Source organism: uncultured Agrobacterium sp. (genome assembly GCF_913777885.1).
Taxonomy (GTDB): domain Bacteria; phylum Pseudomonadota; class Alphaproteobacteria; order Rhizobiales; family Rhizobiaceae; genus Agrobacterium.
Genome location: NZ_CAJYTV010000009.1, coordinates 158,472 through 175,391, shown reverse-complemented (window position 1 = coordinate 175,391; position 16,920 = coordinate 158,472). Strand labels below are relative to the sequence as shown.

General features: G+C 56.6%; 20 protein-coding genes. 6 read left to right on the top strand and 14 right to left on the bottom strand.

Annotated elements, in window-relative coordinates; all coding sequences use genetic code 11:
• Positions 1-24 precede the first annotated feature (24 nt).
• The 8 genes from QZ869_RS08110 to QZ869_RS08075 form a co-directional block, all read right to left on the bottom strand.
• A complete protein-coding gene (locus QZ869_RS08110) occupies positions 25-453 on the bottom strand; it encodes a MucR family transcriptional regulator (RefSeq protein ID WP_296015542.1) in 429 nt (142 codons plus the stop codon).
• A 412-nt stretch (positions 454-865) separates the two neighbouring features.
• Positions 866-1,207, bottom strand: a complete 342-nt coding sequence (mnhG, locus tag QZ869_RS08105; protein WP_296015543.1) for a monovalent cation/H(+) antiporter subunit G — start codon at positions 1,205-1,207, stop codon at positions 866-868.
• Positions 1,204-1,608 carry a cation:proton antiporter gene (locus QZ869_RS08100; protein ID WP_296036998.1) on the bottom strand — a complete coding sequence of 135 codons (405 nt, stop codon included), beginning with the start codon at positions 1,606-1,608 and terminating at the stop codon, positions 1,204-1,206. Before QZ869_RS08100 ends, mnhG begins: the two co-directional genes overlap by 4 nt.
• Positions 1,605-2,084 (bottom strand): Na+/H+ antiporter subunit E, encoded by a 480-nt coding sequence (locus tag QZ869_RS08095; RefSeq protein ID WP_296103871.1) that lies wholly within the window; start codon positions 2,082-2,084, stop codon positions 1,605-1,607. The genes QZ869_RS08100 and QZ869_RS08095 overlap by 4 nt, the downstream gene beginning before the upstream one ends.
• Positions 2,081-3,661 carry a Na+/H+ antiporter subunit D gene (locus QZ869_RS08090; protein WP_296103971.1) on the bottom strand — a complete coding sequence of 527 codons (1,581 nt, stop codon included), beginning with the start codon at positions 3,659-3,661 and terminating at the stop codon, positions 2,081-2,083. Before QZ869_RS08090 ends, QZ869_RS08095 begins: the two co-directional genes overlap by 4 nt.
• A 17-nt stretch (positions 3,662-3,678) precedes the next feature.
• On the bottom strand, positions 3,679-4,056 hold the full coding sequence (locus tag QZ869_RS08085; RefSeq protein WP_296015548.1) for a Na+/H+ antiporter subunit C: 378 nt from the start codon (positions 4,054-4,056) through the stop codon (positions 3,679-3,681).
• Positions 4,056-4,475: a Na(+)/H(+) antiporter subunit B gene (locus QZ869_RS08080; RefSeq protein WP_296015550.1), complete on the bottom strand. Its 420-nt coding sequence runs from the start codon at positions 4,473-4,475 to the stop codon at positions 4,056-4,058. The genes QZ869_RS08085 and QZ869_RS08080 overlap by 1 nt, the downstream gene beginning before the upstream one ends.
• A complete protein-coding gene (locus QZ869_RS08075; RefSeq protein WP_296103867.1) occupies positions 4,472-6,856 on the bottom strand; it encodes a putative monovalent cation/H+ antiporter subunit A in 2,385 nt (794 codons plus the stop codon). The genes QZ869_RS08080 and QZ869_RS08075 overlap by 4 nt, the downstream gene beginning before the upstream one ends.
• 173 nt (positions 6,857-7,029) lie before the next feature.
• Between QZ869_RS08075 and msrB the strand changes: the two genes are divergently transcribed.
• The 3 genes from msrB to bioB all read left to right on the top strand — a co-directional run bounded on the left by msrB (position 7,030) and on the right by bioB (position 9,421).
• A complete protein-coding gene (gene msrB / locus QZ869_RS08070) occupies positions 7,030-7,440 on the top strand; it encodes a peptide-methionine (R)-S-oxide reductase MsrB (protein ID WP_296015553.1) in 411 nt (136 codons plus the stop codon).
• A 417-nt stretch (positions 7,441-7,857) separates the two neighbouring features.
• Positions 7,858-8,433 carry a biotin transporter BioY gene (locus tag QZ869_RS08065; protein ID WP_296103863.1) on the top strand — a complete coding sequence of 192 codons (576 nt, stop codon included), beginning with the start codon at positions 7,858-7,860 and terminating at the stop codon, positions 8,431-8,433.
• Positions 8,426-9,421 carry a biotin synthase BioB gene (bioB, locus tag QZ869_RS08060; RefSeq protein WP_296103860.1) on the top strand — a complete coding sequence of 332 codons (996 nt, stop codon included), beginning with the start codon at positions 8,426-8,428 and terminating at the stop codon, positions 9,419-9,421. Before QZ869_RS08065 ends, bioB begins: the two co-directional genes overlap by 8 nt.
• Positions 9,422-9,464: 43 nt before the next feature.
• Here the strand turns inward: bioB and QZ869_RS08055 are convergent, their stop codons facing one another.
• Entirely contained in the window at positions 9,465-9,860 is a 396-nt protein-coding gene (locus QZ869_RS08055) for a rhodanese-like domain-containing protein (protein ID WP_296082439.1), read from the bottom strand.
• Between the two features lie 68 nt (positions 9,861-9,928).
• On the opposite strand from QZ869_RS08055, the gene ftrA reads away from it, so the two are divergent.
• Positions 9,929-10,951, top strand: a complete 1,023-nt coding sequence (ftrA, locus tag QZ869_RS08050) for a transcriptional regulator FtrA (RefSeq protein WP_296103856.1) — start codon at positions 9,929-9,931, stop codon at positions 10,949-10,951.
• Here the strand turns inward: ftrA and QZ869_RS08045 are convergent.
• The 3 genes from QZ869_RS08045 to QZ869_RS08035 form a co-directional block, all read right to left on the bottom strand.
• Positions 10,935-11,435: a GNAT family N-acetyltransferase gene (locus tag QZ869_RS08045; protein WP_296103853.1), complete on the bottom strand. Its 501-nt coding sequence runs from the start codon at positions 11,433-11,435 to the stop codon at positions 10,935-10,937. The genes ftrA and QZ869_RS08045 overlap by 17 nt on opposite strands.
• A 97-nt stretch (positions 11,436-11,532) precedes the next feature.
• Positions 11,533-12,204 (bottom strand): hemolysin III family protein, encoded by a 672-nt coding sequence (locus QZ869_RS08040; RefSeq protein ID WP_296015562.1) that lies wholly within the window; start codon positions 12,202-12,204, stop codon positions 11,533-11,535.
• A gap of 116 nt (positions 12,205-12,320) precedes the next feature.
• A complete protein-coding gene (locus QZ869_RS08035) occupies positions 12,321-12,731 on the bottom strand; it encodes a universal stress protein (protein ID WP_296103850.1) in 411 nt (136 codons plus the stop codon).
• Positions 12,732-12,924: 193 nt separating this feature from the next.
• Here QZ869_RS08035 and QZ869_RS08030 point away from each other — a divergent pair, with 193 nt between their 5' ends.
• Together QZ869_RS08030 and QZ869_RS08025 are read left to right on the top strand one after the other, a co-directional pair.
• The gene (locus QZ869_RS08030; RefSeq protein WP_296077669.1) at positions 12,925-13,812 is read left to right on the top strand and encodes a VOC family protein; all 888 of its coding nucleotides are present in this window, start codon (positions 12,925-12,927) and stop codon (positions 13,810-13,812) included.
• 100 nt (positions 13,813-13,912) lie between these two features.
• Entirely contained in the window at positions 13,913-15,079 is a 1,167-nt protein-coding gene (locus tag QZ869_RS08025; protein ID WP_296037017.1) for an AI-2E family transporter, read from the top strand.
• 22 nt (positions 15,080-15,101) lie between these two features.
• On the opposite strand, the gene QZ869_RS08020 is transcribed toward QZ869_RS08025, so the two are convergent.
• Positions 15,102-15,839, bottom strand: a complete 738-nt coding sequence (locus QZ869_RS08020) for a polysaccharide deacetylase family protein (protein ID WP_296103849.1) — start codon at positions 15,837-15,839, stop codon at positions 15,102-15,104.
• A 55-nt stretch (positions 15,840-15,894) separates the two neighbouring features.
• Entirely contained in the window at positions 15,895-16,815 is a 921-nt protein-coding gene (locus tag QZ869_RS08015) for a dihydrodipicolinate synthase family protein (RefSeq protein WP_296103847.1), read from the bottom strand.
• Positions 16,816-16,920 lie beyond the last annotated feature (105 nt).

Here is a 16,920-nt window from a genome sequence, read left to right as displayed (position 1 = left end):
CAGCGCGGTCAATGGCGAAGAAGATCAGCGGCCGGACTTACGGCGCTGTCCAAGCCCCATTTCCTTGGCCAGACGCGAGCGCGCTTCGGCATAGGCAGGTGCGACCATCGGGTAGTCCACCGGCAAATCCCACTTTTCGCGATATTCTTCCGGCGTGATGCTGTGGTGCGTCGTCAGGTGACGCTTGAGCGACTTGAAAGAACCACCACATTCCAGGCAGATGATCTGATCATCCTGAACCGACTTTCGAACAGAAACCGCCGGCTTCTGTTTTTCAACGCTCACCGATGCCGCCACCGGAGCGGATGTACCGCTCAGAGCGTTGTGTACATCGGAAATCAGGCTTGGAAGTTCCGCGACCGGAACAACGTGGTGGCTAACATAGGCGGCAACAATATCCGCAGTCAGTTCGACAAGCAGATTCTGGGCTCCGCCATATGTAGTTTCCGTCATTTCATTGTCTCCTGTTCATGTCTCGCATAGCGATGGGCAGAGCCACATGCGCCAGTATTGCAAAGTAAAAACCAACAAAACTGCACTGTGTGTATGACACGAAGCCAGCCCCAAGCTTCATGCAGAATAGGCGGGATTACTGATGCGACCAACGTGATCCGCGACTGTATCTCTGGCACTAACCCAACAAGACTTTCCGGTCTCATGTAGGGCGTAGAGAAACGCCAATAACGAATAGCAAATCAGCTTCAGAAACTTTGCGTATCGTTGGATATCACCAAACCAAAAAAAGTCCAGATATTATTTTGGAACAACTCAGACCATATTTCCGGAAATTCATATATAAAAAATAACGGGTAACAAAATATTTAGTAGCTAGAAATCCGTACAAGTTAACGGCGAAGTTGTTTTTTCACTTGGACTTCCGATCTGCTTCCAAGTCATCCGCGATTGAGTGAAAAGACAATTTATATCCGACCTGATGCGCCGATTTTGCAAGCAAATGTGCAGATATTGGGGCGGTAAGAATAACGAACAGAAAGCCTGCGAAGGCGCGCGCAAATACTGCAAGGTCTTGGGAATAAAGGCCAACTCCAAGAAGAAGGAGCCCTGAGCCGACCGTGCCGGCCTTAGAGGCCGCATGCATTCTTGTGTAGAGATCGGGCAGACGGTTAAGGCCAATGGCCGCTGTCAGGGAAAACAGTGCCCCGACGATGAGCAGCACAGTTATGATCGTTGCAAGTACCCAAGTCATCTCTTCTTGCCTTTCTTCTTTGTTCCCCTGCCCTTTAATTTTGTACCCGCGACATTTTGCATATTCATCTCCGCAGGCAGGACATCTGGACCATCGAGAATCTGTCTTTTTCCACTCTTTTCTTCAGGCCGGCGTGACAATATGAAGCGGGCAAAGGCCACCGTCGCCAAAAAACCGACGAGGCAAAGGGCAATTGCGATATCAATGTAGAGATTGAAGCCACTGCGCACCGCAATCACCGCGATAAAACCAATGGCAATCCCCACCAGCATGTCGAGCGCCACGACACGGTCCGGCAGCGTCGGGCCGACCACGACGCGATAGACGGTAAGCAGAAAAGCGATACAAAGAATAAGGAGCGCCACAAGCGAGGCGTAAGAGACGAGTATCTCCGGCGTCATCTGGCGAAAGCCTCCATGATCTTGCGCTCGAAGCCATCGGCGATGGATCGTTTCGTCGCCTCGACGTCGCGGCAATCCAGAGCATGGATGTAGAGCGTCTTGCGATCTTCCCCTACATCCACGGAAAGAGTTCCTGGGGTAAGCGTGATCAGATTGGCGAGAAGGGCGATTTCGAAATCACGCTCAACCGTCAGAGAATAAGCGAAGATGCCGGGCTTCAATTCCATCCTTGGCTTCACGACGAGTTTTGCGACAGTCCATGCGGAAAGCGCCAACTCCTTGATGAAAAGCAGGGCCAGCGAAAGCGTGGCCAGAGGTCGGATGCCCGCTCTGTCACCCCTCTTGATCTGGTGGCGAATAAGCCCAAGCGACAAGGCCGCCACCACCGCCCCGAAGAGCAGGTTGGGAACTGTGTAGCTGCCGGAGATGGCAAGCCAAATCAGCACGAACACAAGGCCGGTGAAAAAGAGGCTCATCGAAGCGCTCCTTGCGGAAAGACCGAACGAATATAGGCGGAGGGATCGCCAAGCGTCTGGGCCGCGCTTTGGCTGATCTTCATAAGGGGCTCGGGAAAGAGACCCGCCGCGACGATCAAAAGAGTGAGAGCCGCCACGGGCATCATCGATGGCGGTCTTCCGGACGCCGACGCCAACGGCGCCCTGGCTGGCCTCGACATTTCAGGTGCGGCTGGTTTCCAGAAGCATAGGAGAAACGCACGCCCAAGAGCGATTGTAATGATAAAACCCGAAATGAGGATTGATGCAGCAAGCCACCATGCGCCGATGTCGATCGCGGATTTGGTGAGCATGGCCTTCGGCCAGAAACCGGAAAAGGGTGGAAGGCCCGCGCCGGCAAAGAAAAGCACTAGAACCATGGCGGAGAACCATGGCGCCCCGGCATAGAGCCCCCTCAATCCAGACAGCGTCCATGCGCCGCCGAGACGCGCCGCGTGACCGATGGCAAGGTAGAGCGCCGTCATCAGCACGATGGAATTCAGCGCATAGAAAATTGCGCCGCTCAGCGCTGCCTGTGTGCCGATCGCCACACCCGCCATGATGGAACCGATGCCGGAAATGACGATGTAGCCAAGCATGCGGCGCAGGTCATTCTGTGCGAGCGCTCCCATGGCGCCGAGAATCATCGTCAACGCAGCGGAGACGGCTATCACAAAACTGAGTTCCTCGCGCTGCACCGGAAAGAGCATCACCATGACGCGCAACAGAGCATAGACGCCAACCTTGGTGAGCAAGCCGCCGAATAGCGCGGAAACGACGATCTTGGGTGTGTGGTAAGATGCGGGTAGCCAGAAATTCACCGGGAAAGCTGCCGCCTTCATCGCAAAGGCGAGCGTAAAGAGCGATGCAAGCGTCATCAGAGGCGCGGTCAACCCAAGTGCCGTAGCTTTCCTTGCAATATCGGCCATGTTGAGAGTGCCGAAAATGGCATAGAGATAGCCGACGGTAATTAGGAAAAGCGTCGTTCCGAGAAGATTGAGCACGGCATATTTCAATGCGCCGTCGATCTGCTCTCGCGTAGAGCCGAGTACGATGAGGCCGAAAGAGGAGATGAGCAGCACCTCGAACCAGACATAGAGGTTGAAAATGTCTCCGGTCAGAAACGCACCCGTGACGCCGGCCATCAGCAACATCATGAACGGGTAGAAGCCGTAGCGTCTCTCCCGATCCTCACAATCGCGCGCCGCGTATATAGCACAGGCAAGCGCTGCAATGGCGCCAGCCAGTGCAAGCACAGTTCCGGTCAAATCCGCCGTGAAGGCTATTCCGAAAGGCGGAAGCCAACGGCCCATTACCATTGTGAATGGCCCTTGCGACGCCACGCGCCAGAGCAGTACCGCGTCCAGCGCCACAAGAATGCAAAGGCCCATTATCGTGATTGGAGCATGAAGCCTTGTCCGATGGCGGATCATCATCAGCACTGCGCCGAGACCGATACAGAGGGCGACCGGCATCACGATCACCCAGTCGGCAAGTCCAGTGGGTTGCATGACGAGAGCGGCAGATAGGTCGACGGCGGCGGGGCCGGATGCTGCGATAAGAAATTGCGTGATCATCAATACCCCACCGGCGGGAGCGGCTCGCCTTGCGGCTCAGCTGCACGCATTTCGTCCGTATCGTCGGTCTTCAACTCCTGAAACGCGCGCCAGACGAGTACCAGCAGAAAGCAGAAAAAGCAGAATGAAATGACGATCGCCGTCAAAATAAGAGCCTGCGGCAGGGGATTTGCCGTGTCCGGCGGCAGCGCGTCCATACCTGCTGGAATGATAGGTGGGACTTGGCGATGCAGGCGGCCGGCGGTGAAGAGCAACAAATTGACGGCGTTGCCAAGGATCGCGATGCCAAGCAGAAGCCGAACGCTGCGGCGAGACAGCATGAGATAGATCGCTGTCGAGAAAAATAAGCCGACGAGGATGGAGAATATCGCTTCCATCAGTCACGATCCCTTTCTTCCAGCGCGAGCGCGATGGAGGTGAAGCCACCGACAACGACCAGATAGACGCCTATGTCGAAGGAGATGACGGTGGCCAACGGCACTTCCACACCGAAGAGGCTGGGGTAAATCCACAAGCCCGTCATGAAGGGTGCGTCGACGAAGATCGAGATCATACCGGACAGTGTCGCCAGCAAAAGACCGAAGCCGGCAATCGACAAGGGGTGGAAAATTACGGCGCGCCGGACCGCGTGCACGCCATAGGCGATACCATAAATGGCGAGCGCTGAAACGGCAATCAGACCGCCAATGAAGCCGCCGCCGGGTTCATTGTGACCGCGCAGCAGCACGAAGATCGAAAACAGTGTCATGACACTGGTTATGACGGGCGCAGCCGTCCTGAAGATCAGCGTATTCATGCCCTGCCCTTCCCTACACGATCATAATCGTCATCCGGATTGTTATCCGCAGGACGTAATTTCGAGCCTGTGCGGATGCGGATAAGCGACAGAATGGCCAGCGCCGTGATCATCACCACGGCAATTTCTCCCAATGTATCGGTCCCGCGGAAATCGACGATGATGACATTCACCACGTTGTTTCCATGGGCAATAACCTTGGAATAAGCATTGAAGAACGCGGTCAGGCTATTGTCGAAGGGCTGTTCGGTCGATTTCAGCAGCATCAAGGCAAATCCGATGCCGCAGGCAACCGCAATCGTTCCATCCATTAGCTTCTGACCAAACCCGCGGTGATCCGATGGCGATAGACGCAGGCGAGTCATGACCAGAGTGAGGATCACCACCGAGAGTGTCTCGACCATGAACTGCGTGAAGGACAGGTCCGGCGCACCGAAAAGCAAAAAGAGCACCGCGACCGCGAAACCCTGAATTCCAAGCGCGACAATGGCGGTCAGTCGGCTGGACGCCATCAGCACGGCGACGAGTCCGATGACGGCGATCACCACGAAGGTCAGCTCCTGAATTTGAGCCTTGGCTGGCCAGATCGGCATGGCCGGCAACTCGTCGTATATAAAAAGCGGGATCAGAAGAGCAGCTGCGATCATGGCGCATGTCGCGGTAACGTAAAATTCGAGCCTGCCCGGCTGAAGAACTCGCGTGAGACTGGCGGAGACGCGCACGAGACCGGAGACGAAGGCATCGAACCCCTTGTCGGGTCCGGGACCGACGGCATCCAGCGTGCGGGTCATCAGATCACGCGCCTTGGCGAGCATCGTGAATATCATGACGCCAAGGCCGATGGTGAACAGCGAAAGCGCTAGCGGTATACCGATATGCGGTATCAGCGACATTTCGACGGCCCGAGGATCGCCGGCAACTGCACTTGCCATGGGTGTGGAGACGGCCGCGTGAAATGTGTCTGAAAATACGGCAGCGACCAGACCGAAGAATGCCAGCACCGTGGGTCCGAGCCACAAAAGCACGGGTCCTTCATGTGCTGCTTTCGGCGTCTTCAGTGGCACGCCGACGAAAGGCTTGAGCCCCACCGCAAAAGCGATGGCCAGCATCAATGCGTTGCCGATGATTGCGACACCGGTAAAGAGAATTGCGCGCGGGTTTGCGTGGGCCAACGCATAATAAATCTCCTCTTTCGCCAGGAAACCGAAAAAGGGTGGCAACCCCGCCATGGAGAGTGCGGCGGCGAAAGCTGCGGAAAAGGTGATCGGCATCGCCTTTCTCAAGCCCGCGAGCTGGCGCACGTCGCGGGTTCCGGTCTCATGGTCGATGATCCCGGCCACCATGAAGAGGGAGCCCTTGAAGAGGGAATGAGCGATCAGATAGAGCACAGCCGCTTCGAGAGCATGCTCCGACCCGAAGCCGATCAGCATGACCAGGAGGCCAAGCGACGACACGGTCGTGTAGGCGAGCATAAGCTTGAGGTCGGTCTGGCGAATAGCCATCAATGCGCCGATCAGCATCGTCAAGCCGCCGAAAAATGGCAGCAGAATTTGCCACGCAGCAGTATCGCCCAGGACCGGGTTAAGGCGCATCAACAGGTAGATGCCTGCCTTTACCATGGTCGCCGAATGCAGATAGGCGGAGACAGGCGTCGGCGCTTCCATGGCGTTGGGCAGCCAGAAGTGGAAGGGAAACTGCGCGGATTTTGTGAATGCACCGCCGAGCACCAGCACCAGCGCCGCGAAATAGAACGGGCTTTGGCGCAGCACATCGCCGCCATGCACAAGCAGCGAGAGCTGTGTCGTGCCGCTGATGTTCCAGATGAAGAGAAGCCCCGCCAGCAAGGCAAGACCGCCTCCGCCCGTCACTAGAAGCGCCTGGAGCGCGGCACGACGGGAGGCTTCGCGATGATGATCGAAGCCGATAAGCAGGAACGAGGTGATCGAGGTCAGTTCCCAATAGACGAACAGCATCATCAGGCTGTCGGATATCACGACGCCGAGCATGGCGCCCATGAAGAGAAAGAGAAAGGCCAGAAAGCGGCCCTGCTGCGGATGGCCTGCCATATAGCCACCGGCATAAAGCACGATCAGCGTTCCAATACCGGCGATCAGCAGTGCGAAGGTAAGCGAGAGTCCATCGAGGAACCAGGAGAAGCTGAGATTGAAGCTCGGTACCCAGACATAGCCGCCGGTTACCACCTCGCCAGCAGCGACTTCCGGCAGAAACCGGAGGAAATGCGCGAAGACGAGAACTGGAACGAGGGCCAGTATCCAAGCCGCCTTGGATCCCAGTCTGGCCACCAGGACCGGAGCAAGCAGCGCTGCCAGAAATGGTGAAAAAAGCGCGATGAATGTCAGCGACGTGACATCGAATGCCATCCGGCCTCCTCTCAGAGCCGACCGCGGCTCTCAATGCTGATGCCTGAATTACGAGAAAGGTTAATATCTCTCAACCCTTTGGGCGGCAAAAAGCAGGGAAGACACGCCGATTTGACCCTCTTTCAATGAACGCGCATCGTTACTATATCTATGCCAACAGAAAGGGGCCTCTGATGAGCGATCTCAAATCTCCCAAAATTACCAAAACCGATGAGCAATGGCGTGAACAACTCACGCCCGAGCAATACCGAATCTTGCGCGAACACGGCACAGAGCGCGCCTTTACCGGGCCATATTGGAACAGCACCGAAAAAGGTCTCTATCGCTGCGCCGCCTGCGACGAGCCGCTCTTCGTTTCCGATACGAAGTTCGATGCCGGATGCGGCTGGCCCAGTTATTTCGAACCCGTGAAGCCCGATGCCGTGACAGAGCATCGCGACATCAGCCACGGGATGGTGCGCACTGAAATTCGCTGCGCCAATTGCGGCGGTCATCTGGGGCACGTCTTTCCCGATGGCCCGCCACCGACAGGCCTGCGTTACTGCATCAACGGTCACTCCATGGTGTTCGAGCCGCAAGATTGACAGCGCGAAAAACGGGTTGGCGCGTCTGCGACAACTCGTAACAAAGGCAACAAACAAAAAGTTGCCATTGGTAGTCCACCCTTGATGCACAAGAGGGCGCCCAAGACCTCTGGTCTGACGGAAAAGCGCGGCCGCTGGACGGCGGTCGGCGCTTTAGAGCGCCTGGCTTGAGGTAAGCACCTGCCCCCCTCGCGTCACCTCGGCATAACATCCTCCGCCTCTCTTTTTAACCTTCTCTGCCTGCTCTGAACGAGTCCCGCCATGTGACGCGATCCATGAGCCTGGGAAAACAATCTTTCGATTTTGAAAAATTATAGATAATATTGCATTTTTACCTCCGATTTAGCCTCTTGACTCTCCGTCGAGTCTGAATACCCTTATAATCATCGATAAATTATCTATAATTGAGAGAGCTTGATGCATAAAGTTGAGACTGCCTTTTTCAGCGCCACAAACCGTAGCTTGCCGTTCCGGATGGTTGCCGTTGTCGCTGGTGTCGTCCTGATGACGCTTGCCGCAAAAACACAGGTACCGTTCTGGCCGGTACCGATGACGCTACACACCATGGCAGTGATGGGTTTTGCGATCGTCCTTGGACCACGAATGGCCGTTACGATCTTCGTCGCTTATCTGTCGGCGGGCGCTGCGGGCCTTCCAGTCTTCTCCGGCTCTCCCGAGCGCGGCATCGGAATTGCCTATATGATGGGACCGACGGGTGGTTACCTAGCCGGTTTCCTTGTTGCATCCTGGCTTACAGGCTGGCTGTCGCAGAGTGGAACCCTGCTGCGGAGAACCGTTGCCATGATGGCGGGCCTGGTCGTGATCTACGTCTTCGGCATGGCATGGCTGCTCGCCTTCCTGCCCGCAGAAAAAATCTTCTCTATCGGCGTTGCGCCATTCATTCTGGGCGATCTCGTCAAAATCGGAATTGTTACTGCCGCGTCGCTTCTTCTGCCCAAAGTGAAGACGGTGGAGAATGCTGCCAATGACTGAAACGCTGCCAGCCGACGTCAAGATACGGCATGACTGGAGCGTTGAGGACATCGCTGCGCTCTACCGGCTCCCACTTCTCGAACTGGTGGGGCGCGCCAATGCTGTCCATCGGCACTATCACGACCCAAACCATGTGCAGAAGGCCAGCCTTCTCTCGATCAAGACGGGCGGCTGCCCGGAAAATTGCGCTTATTGTCCGCAATCGGCCCATCACCGCGAGGTCGATCTGACACGCGACATGCTGATGGACCCTCGAAAGGTTCTGGACATGGCGACCACGGCGAAGGCGGCTGGCGCAGAGCGCTTCTGCATGGGGGCCGCTTGGCGACAGGTGCGCGACGGTAAGGAATTCGACGCTGTCATCGAGATGGTGGAGGGCGTGCGCGAACTCGGCATGGAGGCCTGCGTCACGCTCGGCATGCTGAAGCCGCATCAGGCCGAGCGATTGGCGAAGGCTGGTCTAACCGCCTATAACCATAATCTCGACACCAGCCCGGACTTTTACTCCCGCATCATCACCACGCGCACATATCAGGACCGGTTGGAAACATTGTCTACCGTGCGCGCCGCCGGCATCGAGCTTTGTTGCGGCGGAATCATCGGCATGGGAGAAGGCGTCAATGACCGGGCGGCGATGCTGCAGGTGCTGGCGGGCTTTGCGCCTCACCCAGAAAGCGTACCGATCAACGCACTCGTCCCCGTCGAGGGCACACCCCTTGCGAAACGTCCTCGAATCGATCCGCTGGAACTGGTGCGTATGGTGGCAACCACACGCCTCGTCATGCCGCAATCCACCGTGCGCTTGTCAGCCGGTCGCTCAAGCCTGACGCGGGAAGCGCAAATCCTCTGCCTTATGGCAGGCGCGAACTCCATCTTCTATGGCGATACACTGCTCACCACGCCCAATGCCGGCATCGGCGAGGATGCCGAATTGTTGACCGCCATCGGAGCTGTGGAAGAGACGGTTGAAACCGCACTGGCGTCGTGACGCAACGCGTGTCGACAGGGCAGCGTTTTCGCTGCCCTGCGCTTCAGCTGGCCGCAAAAGCAAAACCCTCATCCGCCCAACCAGTCATGCCGCCGATCATGATCTTCACCTTGCGTCCCAACCGGGCAAGATTGAGCGCTGCCCTGTCCGCTCCATTGCAATGTGGACCAGCGCAGTAGACGACAAACAAGGTGTCCTTGGGCCATTCCTGCATCCGCTCTTCAGTCATATCCGCATGGCGAAGATGGATCGCTCCGGGGATGTGGCGCCTAGCGAAGACCTCGGCCGACCCCACGACATGAAGAAGCACGAAGTCCTGCTGGCCTTTCTCCATTGAAGCGCATACGTCCCAGCAATCGGTTTCCACTGACAGTCGCATAGAAAAGTGGTCGATAACAACGTCTGCCGGGGCAGCAGAAATGTCAGTGACATAGCTCATGGTTCGTCTCCTTTTTGTCGAGTGTCCCGAGCTTAAAACGTCACTTGCTGGCTTGGCAGGTGGCAGGATTGCCATATAGCGTAAAGATCATGACAAACCCTGCAGAAATTGCGAAGCCTCCCAATCGGCTCGTCGTAGCCATTGCCTATGATGGACTTTGCACGTTTGAATTCGGTGTTACGGTGGAGGTCTTCGGTCTGGCGCGTCCAGAAATGGGTGACGATTGGTACCGCTTTGCGGTGGCGGCGGTGGATGATGGGGAGATGCGCGCAACAGGCGGTGTGCGCTTCGTTGCCGACGGAGGCATCGAACTCATAGAACAGGCCGGAACGATCATCGTGCCTGGTTGGCGTGGACTTGACGCCGACGTGCCGGACGCGCTTCGCCTCGCCTTGCGAAAGGCGCATGAAAATGGCGCCCGGCTTCTTTCCATCTGTTCGGGCGTCTTCGTTCTGGCGGCCAGCGAGGTTCTCGACGGCAGGCGTGCGACGACACATTGGCGCTATACACAAGCGTTGCAGGACCGCTATCCTGCGATCACGGTGCTGCCGGATGTGCTGTATGTCGATGAGGGCAATGTCCTGACCTCTGCCGGAAGTGCTGCTGGCATCGATCTTTGCCTGCACCTGATACGCCGGGATTTTGGAACCAGGGCGGCTAATATGGTGGCGCGCCGTCTCGTGGTTCCACCACACCGCGATGGAGGACAGGCACAGTTCATCGACAAGTCCGTGCCGGAGCCGCATGAGAAGGCACGGCTTGGGCCTCTGTTGGATATGATGCATGCCGATCTGTCGAGAGCCTACACAGTTGCAGACCTGGCTAGAATGGCTGGCATGAGCGCGCGCACGCTGCTACGCCGCTTCGAAGCGGCGACCGGAACGACGCCCGCCAAATGGCTTCTGTCGCAGCGACTATCAAAGGCGAAAGACTTGCTGGAAAGCTCGGCATTGACGATCGACGCTGTGGCCGAAACATGCGGGCTGGGATCATCCGCCAATCTTCGTCACCACTTCCGCCAGCATTTTTCCACGACCCCAGCCGCCTATCGCGGTCGGTTCGGCTCTGAAAAGCTCAAGAAGGAACCCTGAGCTCCATTGTGGTCAAGTCCAGCCAGCGTCCGAATTTCTTGCCGACTTCCGAATATTGTCCTGCGATCCGAAAGCCGAGCTTTTCATGCAGCCGGATGGATGCGACATTTTCGGATTCGATAGCGCCGATGAGCACGTGGACGCCAGCTGCCTTGGCATGTTCGATGAGCGACAGCATCAGCAGCTTGCCAATCCCATGACCGCGGGCTTCCCTATGCACATAAACCGAATGCTCGCGCGTGTGCCGATAGCCGTCGAAGGCACGCCAGTCACCGAATGAGGCATAGCCTGCGACCACGCCATCCTTGATCGCGACAATCACCGGAAAGCCGCGCTCCTTGCGCAGCTTGAACCACTCCTTGCGGTTCTCGAGATCGACGAGGACCTCGTTCCAGATAGCAGTCGTGTTCTCCACGGCGTCATTATAGATGTCCATGATGCCGCTAAGATCTTCGACTTCGGCGTCGCGTAGTTCAATGCTCATTTCCGATATCCATTCACGATGAATCTGTGCCGCGACCATAGACACGGCTGCGGAGCCTGTGAAGCAGTTTCAGGGACGTTGAGGCATTAAAACGAGATCAATAGCCGACGCCGGGCGTGATGCTGAAGCTCGTCATCACGGCCGAGTAATGTACGGCTGCCGCAGTAACCACGAAGCCATGCCAGATGGCATTCTGGAACCGCAGGCGCTCCCAGACATGAAAAATCACGCCCATGGAGTAGATCACGCCGCCAATCACGATCAGCCACATGGTGATAGGTGCGAGATGATTGGACAAAGGCTGCGCAACCATGACCCCACTCCAGCCCATGCCAAGATAAAGCAGAATAGCAAGCCGGTCGTATCTACCTGGATAGAAGCATTTAAGAAAGATGCCGCCCAGCGCCGCCACCCAAATGCCCGCCAGCGTCAGAGCAATTAAAGGATCTTCGATTCCGCGCTGAAGAAAGGGTGTGTAAGTGGCTGCAATCAAAATGAAGATGGCAGAGTGATCGAGCCGGCGCAGCAGCCATTTCGCTCTCGAATGTGGCCAGATATTGTAGGTGAATGAAATGGAGAGGCAAAGAACGAGGCCAAGCGCGTAGATCCAGGCTGCCGCAATTGCGCTAAGACTGCCCCAGAGCGTTACATAAAAGATGAGCGCGGTTGCGCCTACAAGCGCAAAGGCAATGCCGATGCCATGCACAATGCCATCGGCCACAATTTCATGCAGATCGTACCGGCGGCCAAACGGCCAAATCTCGCTCATTTCATCTTCCCATCAGTCGTCATGTTATCATGGCGGCAATATGAGACAGGAACAAGACGAGCGATCGCCTTGAACTTCACTTTCCGTTCACGGCTGTTGCAAAAGCGGAGACATATCTAACGGTCTACCAACACCGAGCACTTGGCATGACGCACGACACGGTCTGCCGTAGCGCCGATGAAGTAGTTGGTGAAATCTGGCGTGTGCGAGGCGATGATGATGAGATCCGCGCCCGCCTCTTCCGCAACAGCCAATATTTCGCGAGCGGGCGCGCCGCTTCGAATTTCAGCGGAAGAGATTCGAGCCGATTTTTCCTTCAACACGGCAAGCTGGCTCTTGGCATCTCGTATGGCATTTTCGATGATGTCCATGGGCACGTCGATGGCTAGATAATTCGGAAGGTCTTCCACCACGTTCATCAGCACGATCTGGCCGCCTTGGTCGAGAAGCGCTTCGGCTTTCCTGACCATGCGCTCTGCCTTGTCGGCGTTGCTGAGATCGACCGGCACCAGGATTTTCGCATACATAGGTTGCTCCCTTCGTTTGGAAGCAAATGCGCTGCTTCCTCACCGGAATGATAGCCCCTTACACCGCAGCCAGCCATAACGGACGTCAAGTCGGCAAGACTTACCGTCAACGATTATTAGACAGTTTATCGCCAATCGATGAGCTTTCGCGAACGATCTCTTCGCCGCATATTGACGGCAACGGGCTCGCAATATGAGCAGACGACATGGAGATTTGCCAATGAACACAGAGAAGCAATTTGCCTTCACGCGTCCAGGCTATGTGGGCCAGGCGCATTTGGTTGTGAAGGACCTTGCGCAGGTGTCAGGGTTCTATCAAAAGATTATCGGCCTTTCGGTGATTGAGCAGAGCGCAAGCGGCGCCGTTCTAGGCGTCAATGGTCTGCCGCTCCTTACTCTCACAACCTCGAGAAACGCTGAAAAAGCTCCGGCCACCGCAGCGGGACTGTTTCACACCGCCTTTTTGCTCCCGAGCCGAAACGATCTTGCCCAGTGGCTTGCCCATGTAGCGCAAAACGGCGTCCCGCTCGAGGGCGCGTCGGATCATCTCGTCAGCGAGGCGATCTATCTTTCCGATCCGGAAGGAAACGGCATCGAGGTCTATCGCGATCGCCATCCAGACGAGTGGAACTATCAGGAAGCGGGCACGGTGCAGATGGCGACGAACAGGCTGGACCTCCAGGCGCTTTACGAAAGCGCGCCCAAAACTCAGTTCACACAGGCGATGGAGGGAACGGCCATCGGCCATATTCACCTTCAGGTCGGCGCACTGCCGCAGGCGGATGCTTTCTACCAGGACGTTCTGGGATTGAAGATCATGGCGCGTTATCCGGGCGCAAGTTTCTTCGGCTACGGCGCCTATCATCATCACGTCGCCGCCAATATATGGAACAGCAGAGGTGCTGAAGCGCGTAAGAGCAACATGACCGGCCTTTCAGGTTATTCCCTGAAATTCAACGAGCAAGCTACGCTGGATAAGGCCCTCTCCGCATTGGATCGCCTGGAAATCCCATCCGAACGCCAGGACGATGGGATTGCCGTGAAGGACCCGTGGGGTATCGGTTTGAAGCTCTCGGCCTGACTGAGTAAGGCTGGATCTCATATCCTCTCTGGCATATTTTAGCGACACTGGAACTGCGCTCTTCACGATGAGTTATAGCTCATCACGAGGGGTCGGGAACATGAACAGTCACGTTTTTAGCCGTAAGAAAAAGAAAACGGAGCCGCCAACGGTCGAGCAGAATCGCGATCCCGCCCTCAAGAGCGCGCTCGCGACTGCTCAGGACGACGCGCGCAGCCAGCAGCCGCTTGGACGTGAAGCGCTCGATGTCGCGGTCGCCTGGTCCGTCGTCGGTCTCTTCGTCATCGTGCTGATGGGCGTGATCCACATGCTTTCGCTGGTCCTCATTCCCATCGTCATGGCGATCGTCGTCGGCATGATACTTGGCGTTGCGGCAGAGAAGCTCGGCTCCTACGGCATCCCGGGGTTCGCAGTCGCGCTCCTCTTGTCTTCCGCGGTGGCACTCGTTCTTTTTCTCGTCATCAACTCACTTGTCGGCCCTCTTTCGTCGCTAGCAAGCGAAGGGCCTGAACTTCTCGAGCGAACACTCAACCGATTTCTCCCCTATCTACAGGGCTGGCGTTTTATCAACATCACTGCATCGACGTTCAGCCTGGGCAATATGTCGATGGAATCGTTGATGTCACGCAGTGGCGAAATCATTTCGGTCGTGGGGGCTAACCTCACCCCTGCCATCATTCAGGGCTTGATCTTTTTCGCAGCGCTTCTGCTCTTCCTCTACAGCCGGCTACGACTGCGTAAAGCAGTCATCATGGCCTTTCCGCAGCGCCATCAGCGATTGCGAACCATCCGCACGATCGCCTCGATCGAAACGGTACTGAGTTCCTATTTTACCACCGCGTCCCTGCTTTATGCCGCTCTTGGGGTGTCTATGGCGCTGATCGCCTTTCTGGGCGGCCTTCCCATGCCGTTCCTTTGGGGGCTCTTTGCCTTCCTGTCTAGCTTCGTGCCCTTTCTTGGCATCACGGCGATGACGCTGTCACTCGCCGTCGCAGGCATCATCACCCATGACAGCCTTTTTCTGGGGCTGCTTCCGTCCATCGTTTTCTTCACCATCCATCTTCTGATGGAAAATCTGGTGTTTCCGGCAGTGGTCGGCAAGAATATGGAAATCAATCCATTCCTGGTTTTCGTGGCGATCATTTTCTGGACATGGATGTGGGGAGCAGCAGGCGCAATGCTGGCACTTCCTCTATCCCTGATCGGCATGACCATCGCCCGCGAACTCTTTCCGTCGCGTCGGGTCGTACCAAACCTTCCGGCGTAGTGCGCTGGCCAGACTGATCCGATCAATTGGAGGGCATATTGAAGGCTGGATCGTCCAGCCTGACGAATGTCACTCCGCGCGCCTTAAGTGCCATCAGGCCTTTAACCACACCCTCGCCGGCCTCATGCGTCGGCTGGTTGATGTGGGAGATCACCACGTCACCATCCTTGGCGGAAGCAATGTGCTTTGAGGTGGCCGTCGCGCCGAGCAAGGAGCCGCCATCGCCGTTGATAGAATAGCCGGCGACGCGTTCACCCATCCTATTAATCGTCGTCATGGAGGTGGTGGTGTATTTTGCCGTGGCCCCACGAAACCATTGCGGCTGCCTGCCGGTCGAAGCGACGATGGCCTGCCTGCCGCCCTCGACCTCCTGAACCACGGCTTGCTCGGAACCGGCTGCGGCAATGCCATAGATCGACACTGGCTTATCGACTGCAGGAATGTGGTTTTCGCCGTGGTTTTCGATTTCGAACAGATCAGGATGCGCTAACAAAATCGCCAGCGCATCGCCATTGTGCTTCAGCCAGCGGGCTGTGACGAAAATGGTCGCAGGGATTTTTTCCTGAACCAACGTATCGAGAATGCGAAAATCCGTTTTGCCCATGCAGGCATCGAGAGTGATTGCCACTCGAATGGGGGCACCTTTGGTCTGAAGCTTCTCGCTGTGCATCTTAAGGCTCGGCTCCAGAAGCCCGGTCCCGGCGAAAGCAGGAATGGCGACCGTCGCGAACATAGCGGCAAGAGCAATGGGCTTTATCATCTCAAATACTTTCCATCGAAATCTCATCGGCAATGCCGCTTGTAAAACGCCAGAATTATGGCGTTGCGGCTGGCAGCGCGTCGAGTTCGGCGAGCTTTGCCAGCGCTTCCTCTACATGCTGGGTATCGCTGACGCCAAGCGGCATGATGGGCAGTGGCGGCTGGTGATGGGTCAGCGACAGCAGGTTTGCAGCCGCGTAAGTGACGCGATAGCTACCCAAGGACTTGTAGAGCGTCCACAGCGGATCGAAAAACGCCTGCAATCGTTGGACTTCCGCTTTATCCCCCGCCTTCGCCGCAGTGTAAAGCCGTTGCGTCGGCGCAGGCAACAGCCCGCCGATGACGCTATACCAGCTATCCGCGCCCTGCAGCACGGCATTGGCGCAGCCCCAGTCGCCGCTGTAGCCGATGGCGAAATCGTCTCTCAGTCGAGAACGCAGTCGTTCCAGTTCCGCCTTGATATGCAGATCGGCTGGAAGCGGCATCTTCACAGAAAGAATGGTTGGAATATAAGCGAGCTTCACCAACAGTTCTTCGCCGAAAGTAAAGTGTGTGGTGGATGGGTTGTTATAGGCGCAGAGCGGCAGCGCGGTTGAACCGGCGACCGCTGCGAAGTGATGATAGGCTTCCTCCTGCGTCAACGGCGTGTATGAGACAGGCGCCAACAGAAGCGCGTTTGCGCCGGCCTTCTCCGCATCTTGCGCCAGGGCGAGAGACTGATCGGTACGCAGTGCGCCTGCGCCTACCATCAGCGTGCGCCTGCCACTCAGGCACTCGACAGCGGCCTGAACCGCACGCAATCGTTCCTCACGACTAAGATAGGCGTAACTGCCGGTGCTCCCCAAGAGGCCTATGGAATCAACACCCGCCGCATCCAGTCGCTCGATGAGACGAGATAGCGCCTCGACATCTACTCTGCCATTTTCGTCTGCTGGCGTCAGCGGAAATGCCGAAAGTCCGTGAAACCTGCTGCTCATGTGAAGTCACCCCTGAAATCCCTCTTTGGACAGGATTAGGGGGCAAACGATAAAACGACAATAACGATTTGAAATCACTGAGATATCGTTGCCGATCAGCAACTG

What these genes read in the sequence shown, in the direction of transcription:
- QZ869_RS08110 (WP_296015542.1), bottom strand. Translation starts at nt 453, where the DNA reads ATGACGGAAACTACATATGGCGGAGCCCAGAATCTGCTTGTCGAACTG.
- mnhG (WP_296015543.1), bottom strand. Translation starts at nt 1,207, where the DNA reads ATGACTTGGGTACTTGCAACGATCATAACTGTGCTGCTCATCGTCGGG.
- QZ869_RS08100 (WP_296036998.1), bottom strand. Translation starts at nt 1,608, where the DNA reads ATGACGCCGGAGATACTCGTCTCTTACGCCTCGCTTGTGGCGCTCCTT.
- QZ869_RS08095 (WP_296103871.1), bottom strand. Translation starts at nt 2,084, where the DNA reads ATGAGCCTCTTTTTCACCGGCCTTGTGTTCGTGCTGATTTGGCTTGCC.
- QZ869_RS08085 (WP_296015548.1), bottom strand. Translation starts at nt 4,056, where the DNA reads ATGGAAGCGATATTCTCCATCCTCGTCGGCTTATTTTTCTCGACAGCG.
- QZ869_RS08080 (WP_296015550.1), bottom strand. Translation starts at nt 4,475, where the DNA reads ATGAATACGCTGATCTTCAGGACGGCTGCGCCCGTCATAACCAGTGTC.
- QZ869_RS08075 (WP_296103867.1), bottom strand. Translation starts at nt 6,856, where the DNA reads ATGGCATTCGATGTCACGTCGCTGACATTCATCGCGCTTTTTTCACCA.
- msrB (WP_296015553.1), top strand. Translation starts at nt 7,030, where the DNA reads ATGAGCGATCTCAAATCTCCCAAAATTACCAAAACCGATGAGCAATGG.
- QZ869_RS08065 (WP_296103863.1), top strand. Translation starts at nt 7,858, where the DNA reads ATGCATAAAGTTGAGACTGCCTTTTTCAGCGCCACAAACCGTAGCTTG.
- bioB (WP_296103860.1), top strand. Translation starts at nt 8,426, where the DNA reads ATGACTGAAACGCTGCCAGCCGACGTCAAGATACGGCATGACTGGAGC.
- QZ869_RS08055 (WP_296082439.1), bottom strand. Translation starts at nt 9,860, where the DNA reads ATGAGCTATGTCACTGACATTTCTGCTGCCCCGGCAGACGTTGTTATC.
- QZ869_RS08045 (WP_296103853.1), bottom strand. Translation starts at nt 11,435, where the DNA reads ATGAGCATTGAACTACGCGACGCCGAAGTCGAAGATCTTAGCGGCATC.
- QZ869_RS08040 (WP_296015562.1), bottom strand. Translation starts at nt 12,204, where the DNA reads ATGAGCGAGATTTGGCCGTTTGGCCGCCGGTACGATCTGCATGAAATT.
- QZ869_RS08035 (WP_296103850.1), bottom strand. Translation starts at nt 12,731, where the DNA reads ATGTATGCGAAAATCCTGGTGCCGGTCGATCTCAGCAACGCCGACAAG.
- QZ869_RS08030 (WP_296077669.1), top strand. Translation starts at nt 12,925, where the DNA reads ATGAGCAGACGACATGGAGATTTGCCAATGAACACAGAGAAGCAATTT.
- QZ869_RS08025 (WP_296037017.1), top strand. Translation starts at nt 13,913, where the DNA reads ATGAACAGTCACGTTTTTAGCCGTAAGAAAAAGAAAACGGAGCCGCCA.
- QZ869_RS08020 (WP_296103849.1), bottom strand. Translation starts at nt 15,839, where the DNA reads ATGATAAAGCCCATTGCTCTTGCCGCTATGTTCGCGACGGTCGCCATT.
- QZ869_RS08015 (WP_296103847.1), bottom strand. Translation starts at nt 16,815, where the DNA reads ATGAGCAGCAGGTTTCACGGACTTTCGGCATTTCCGCTGACGCCAGCA.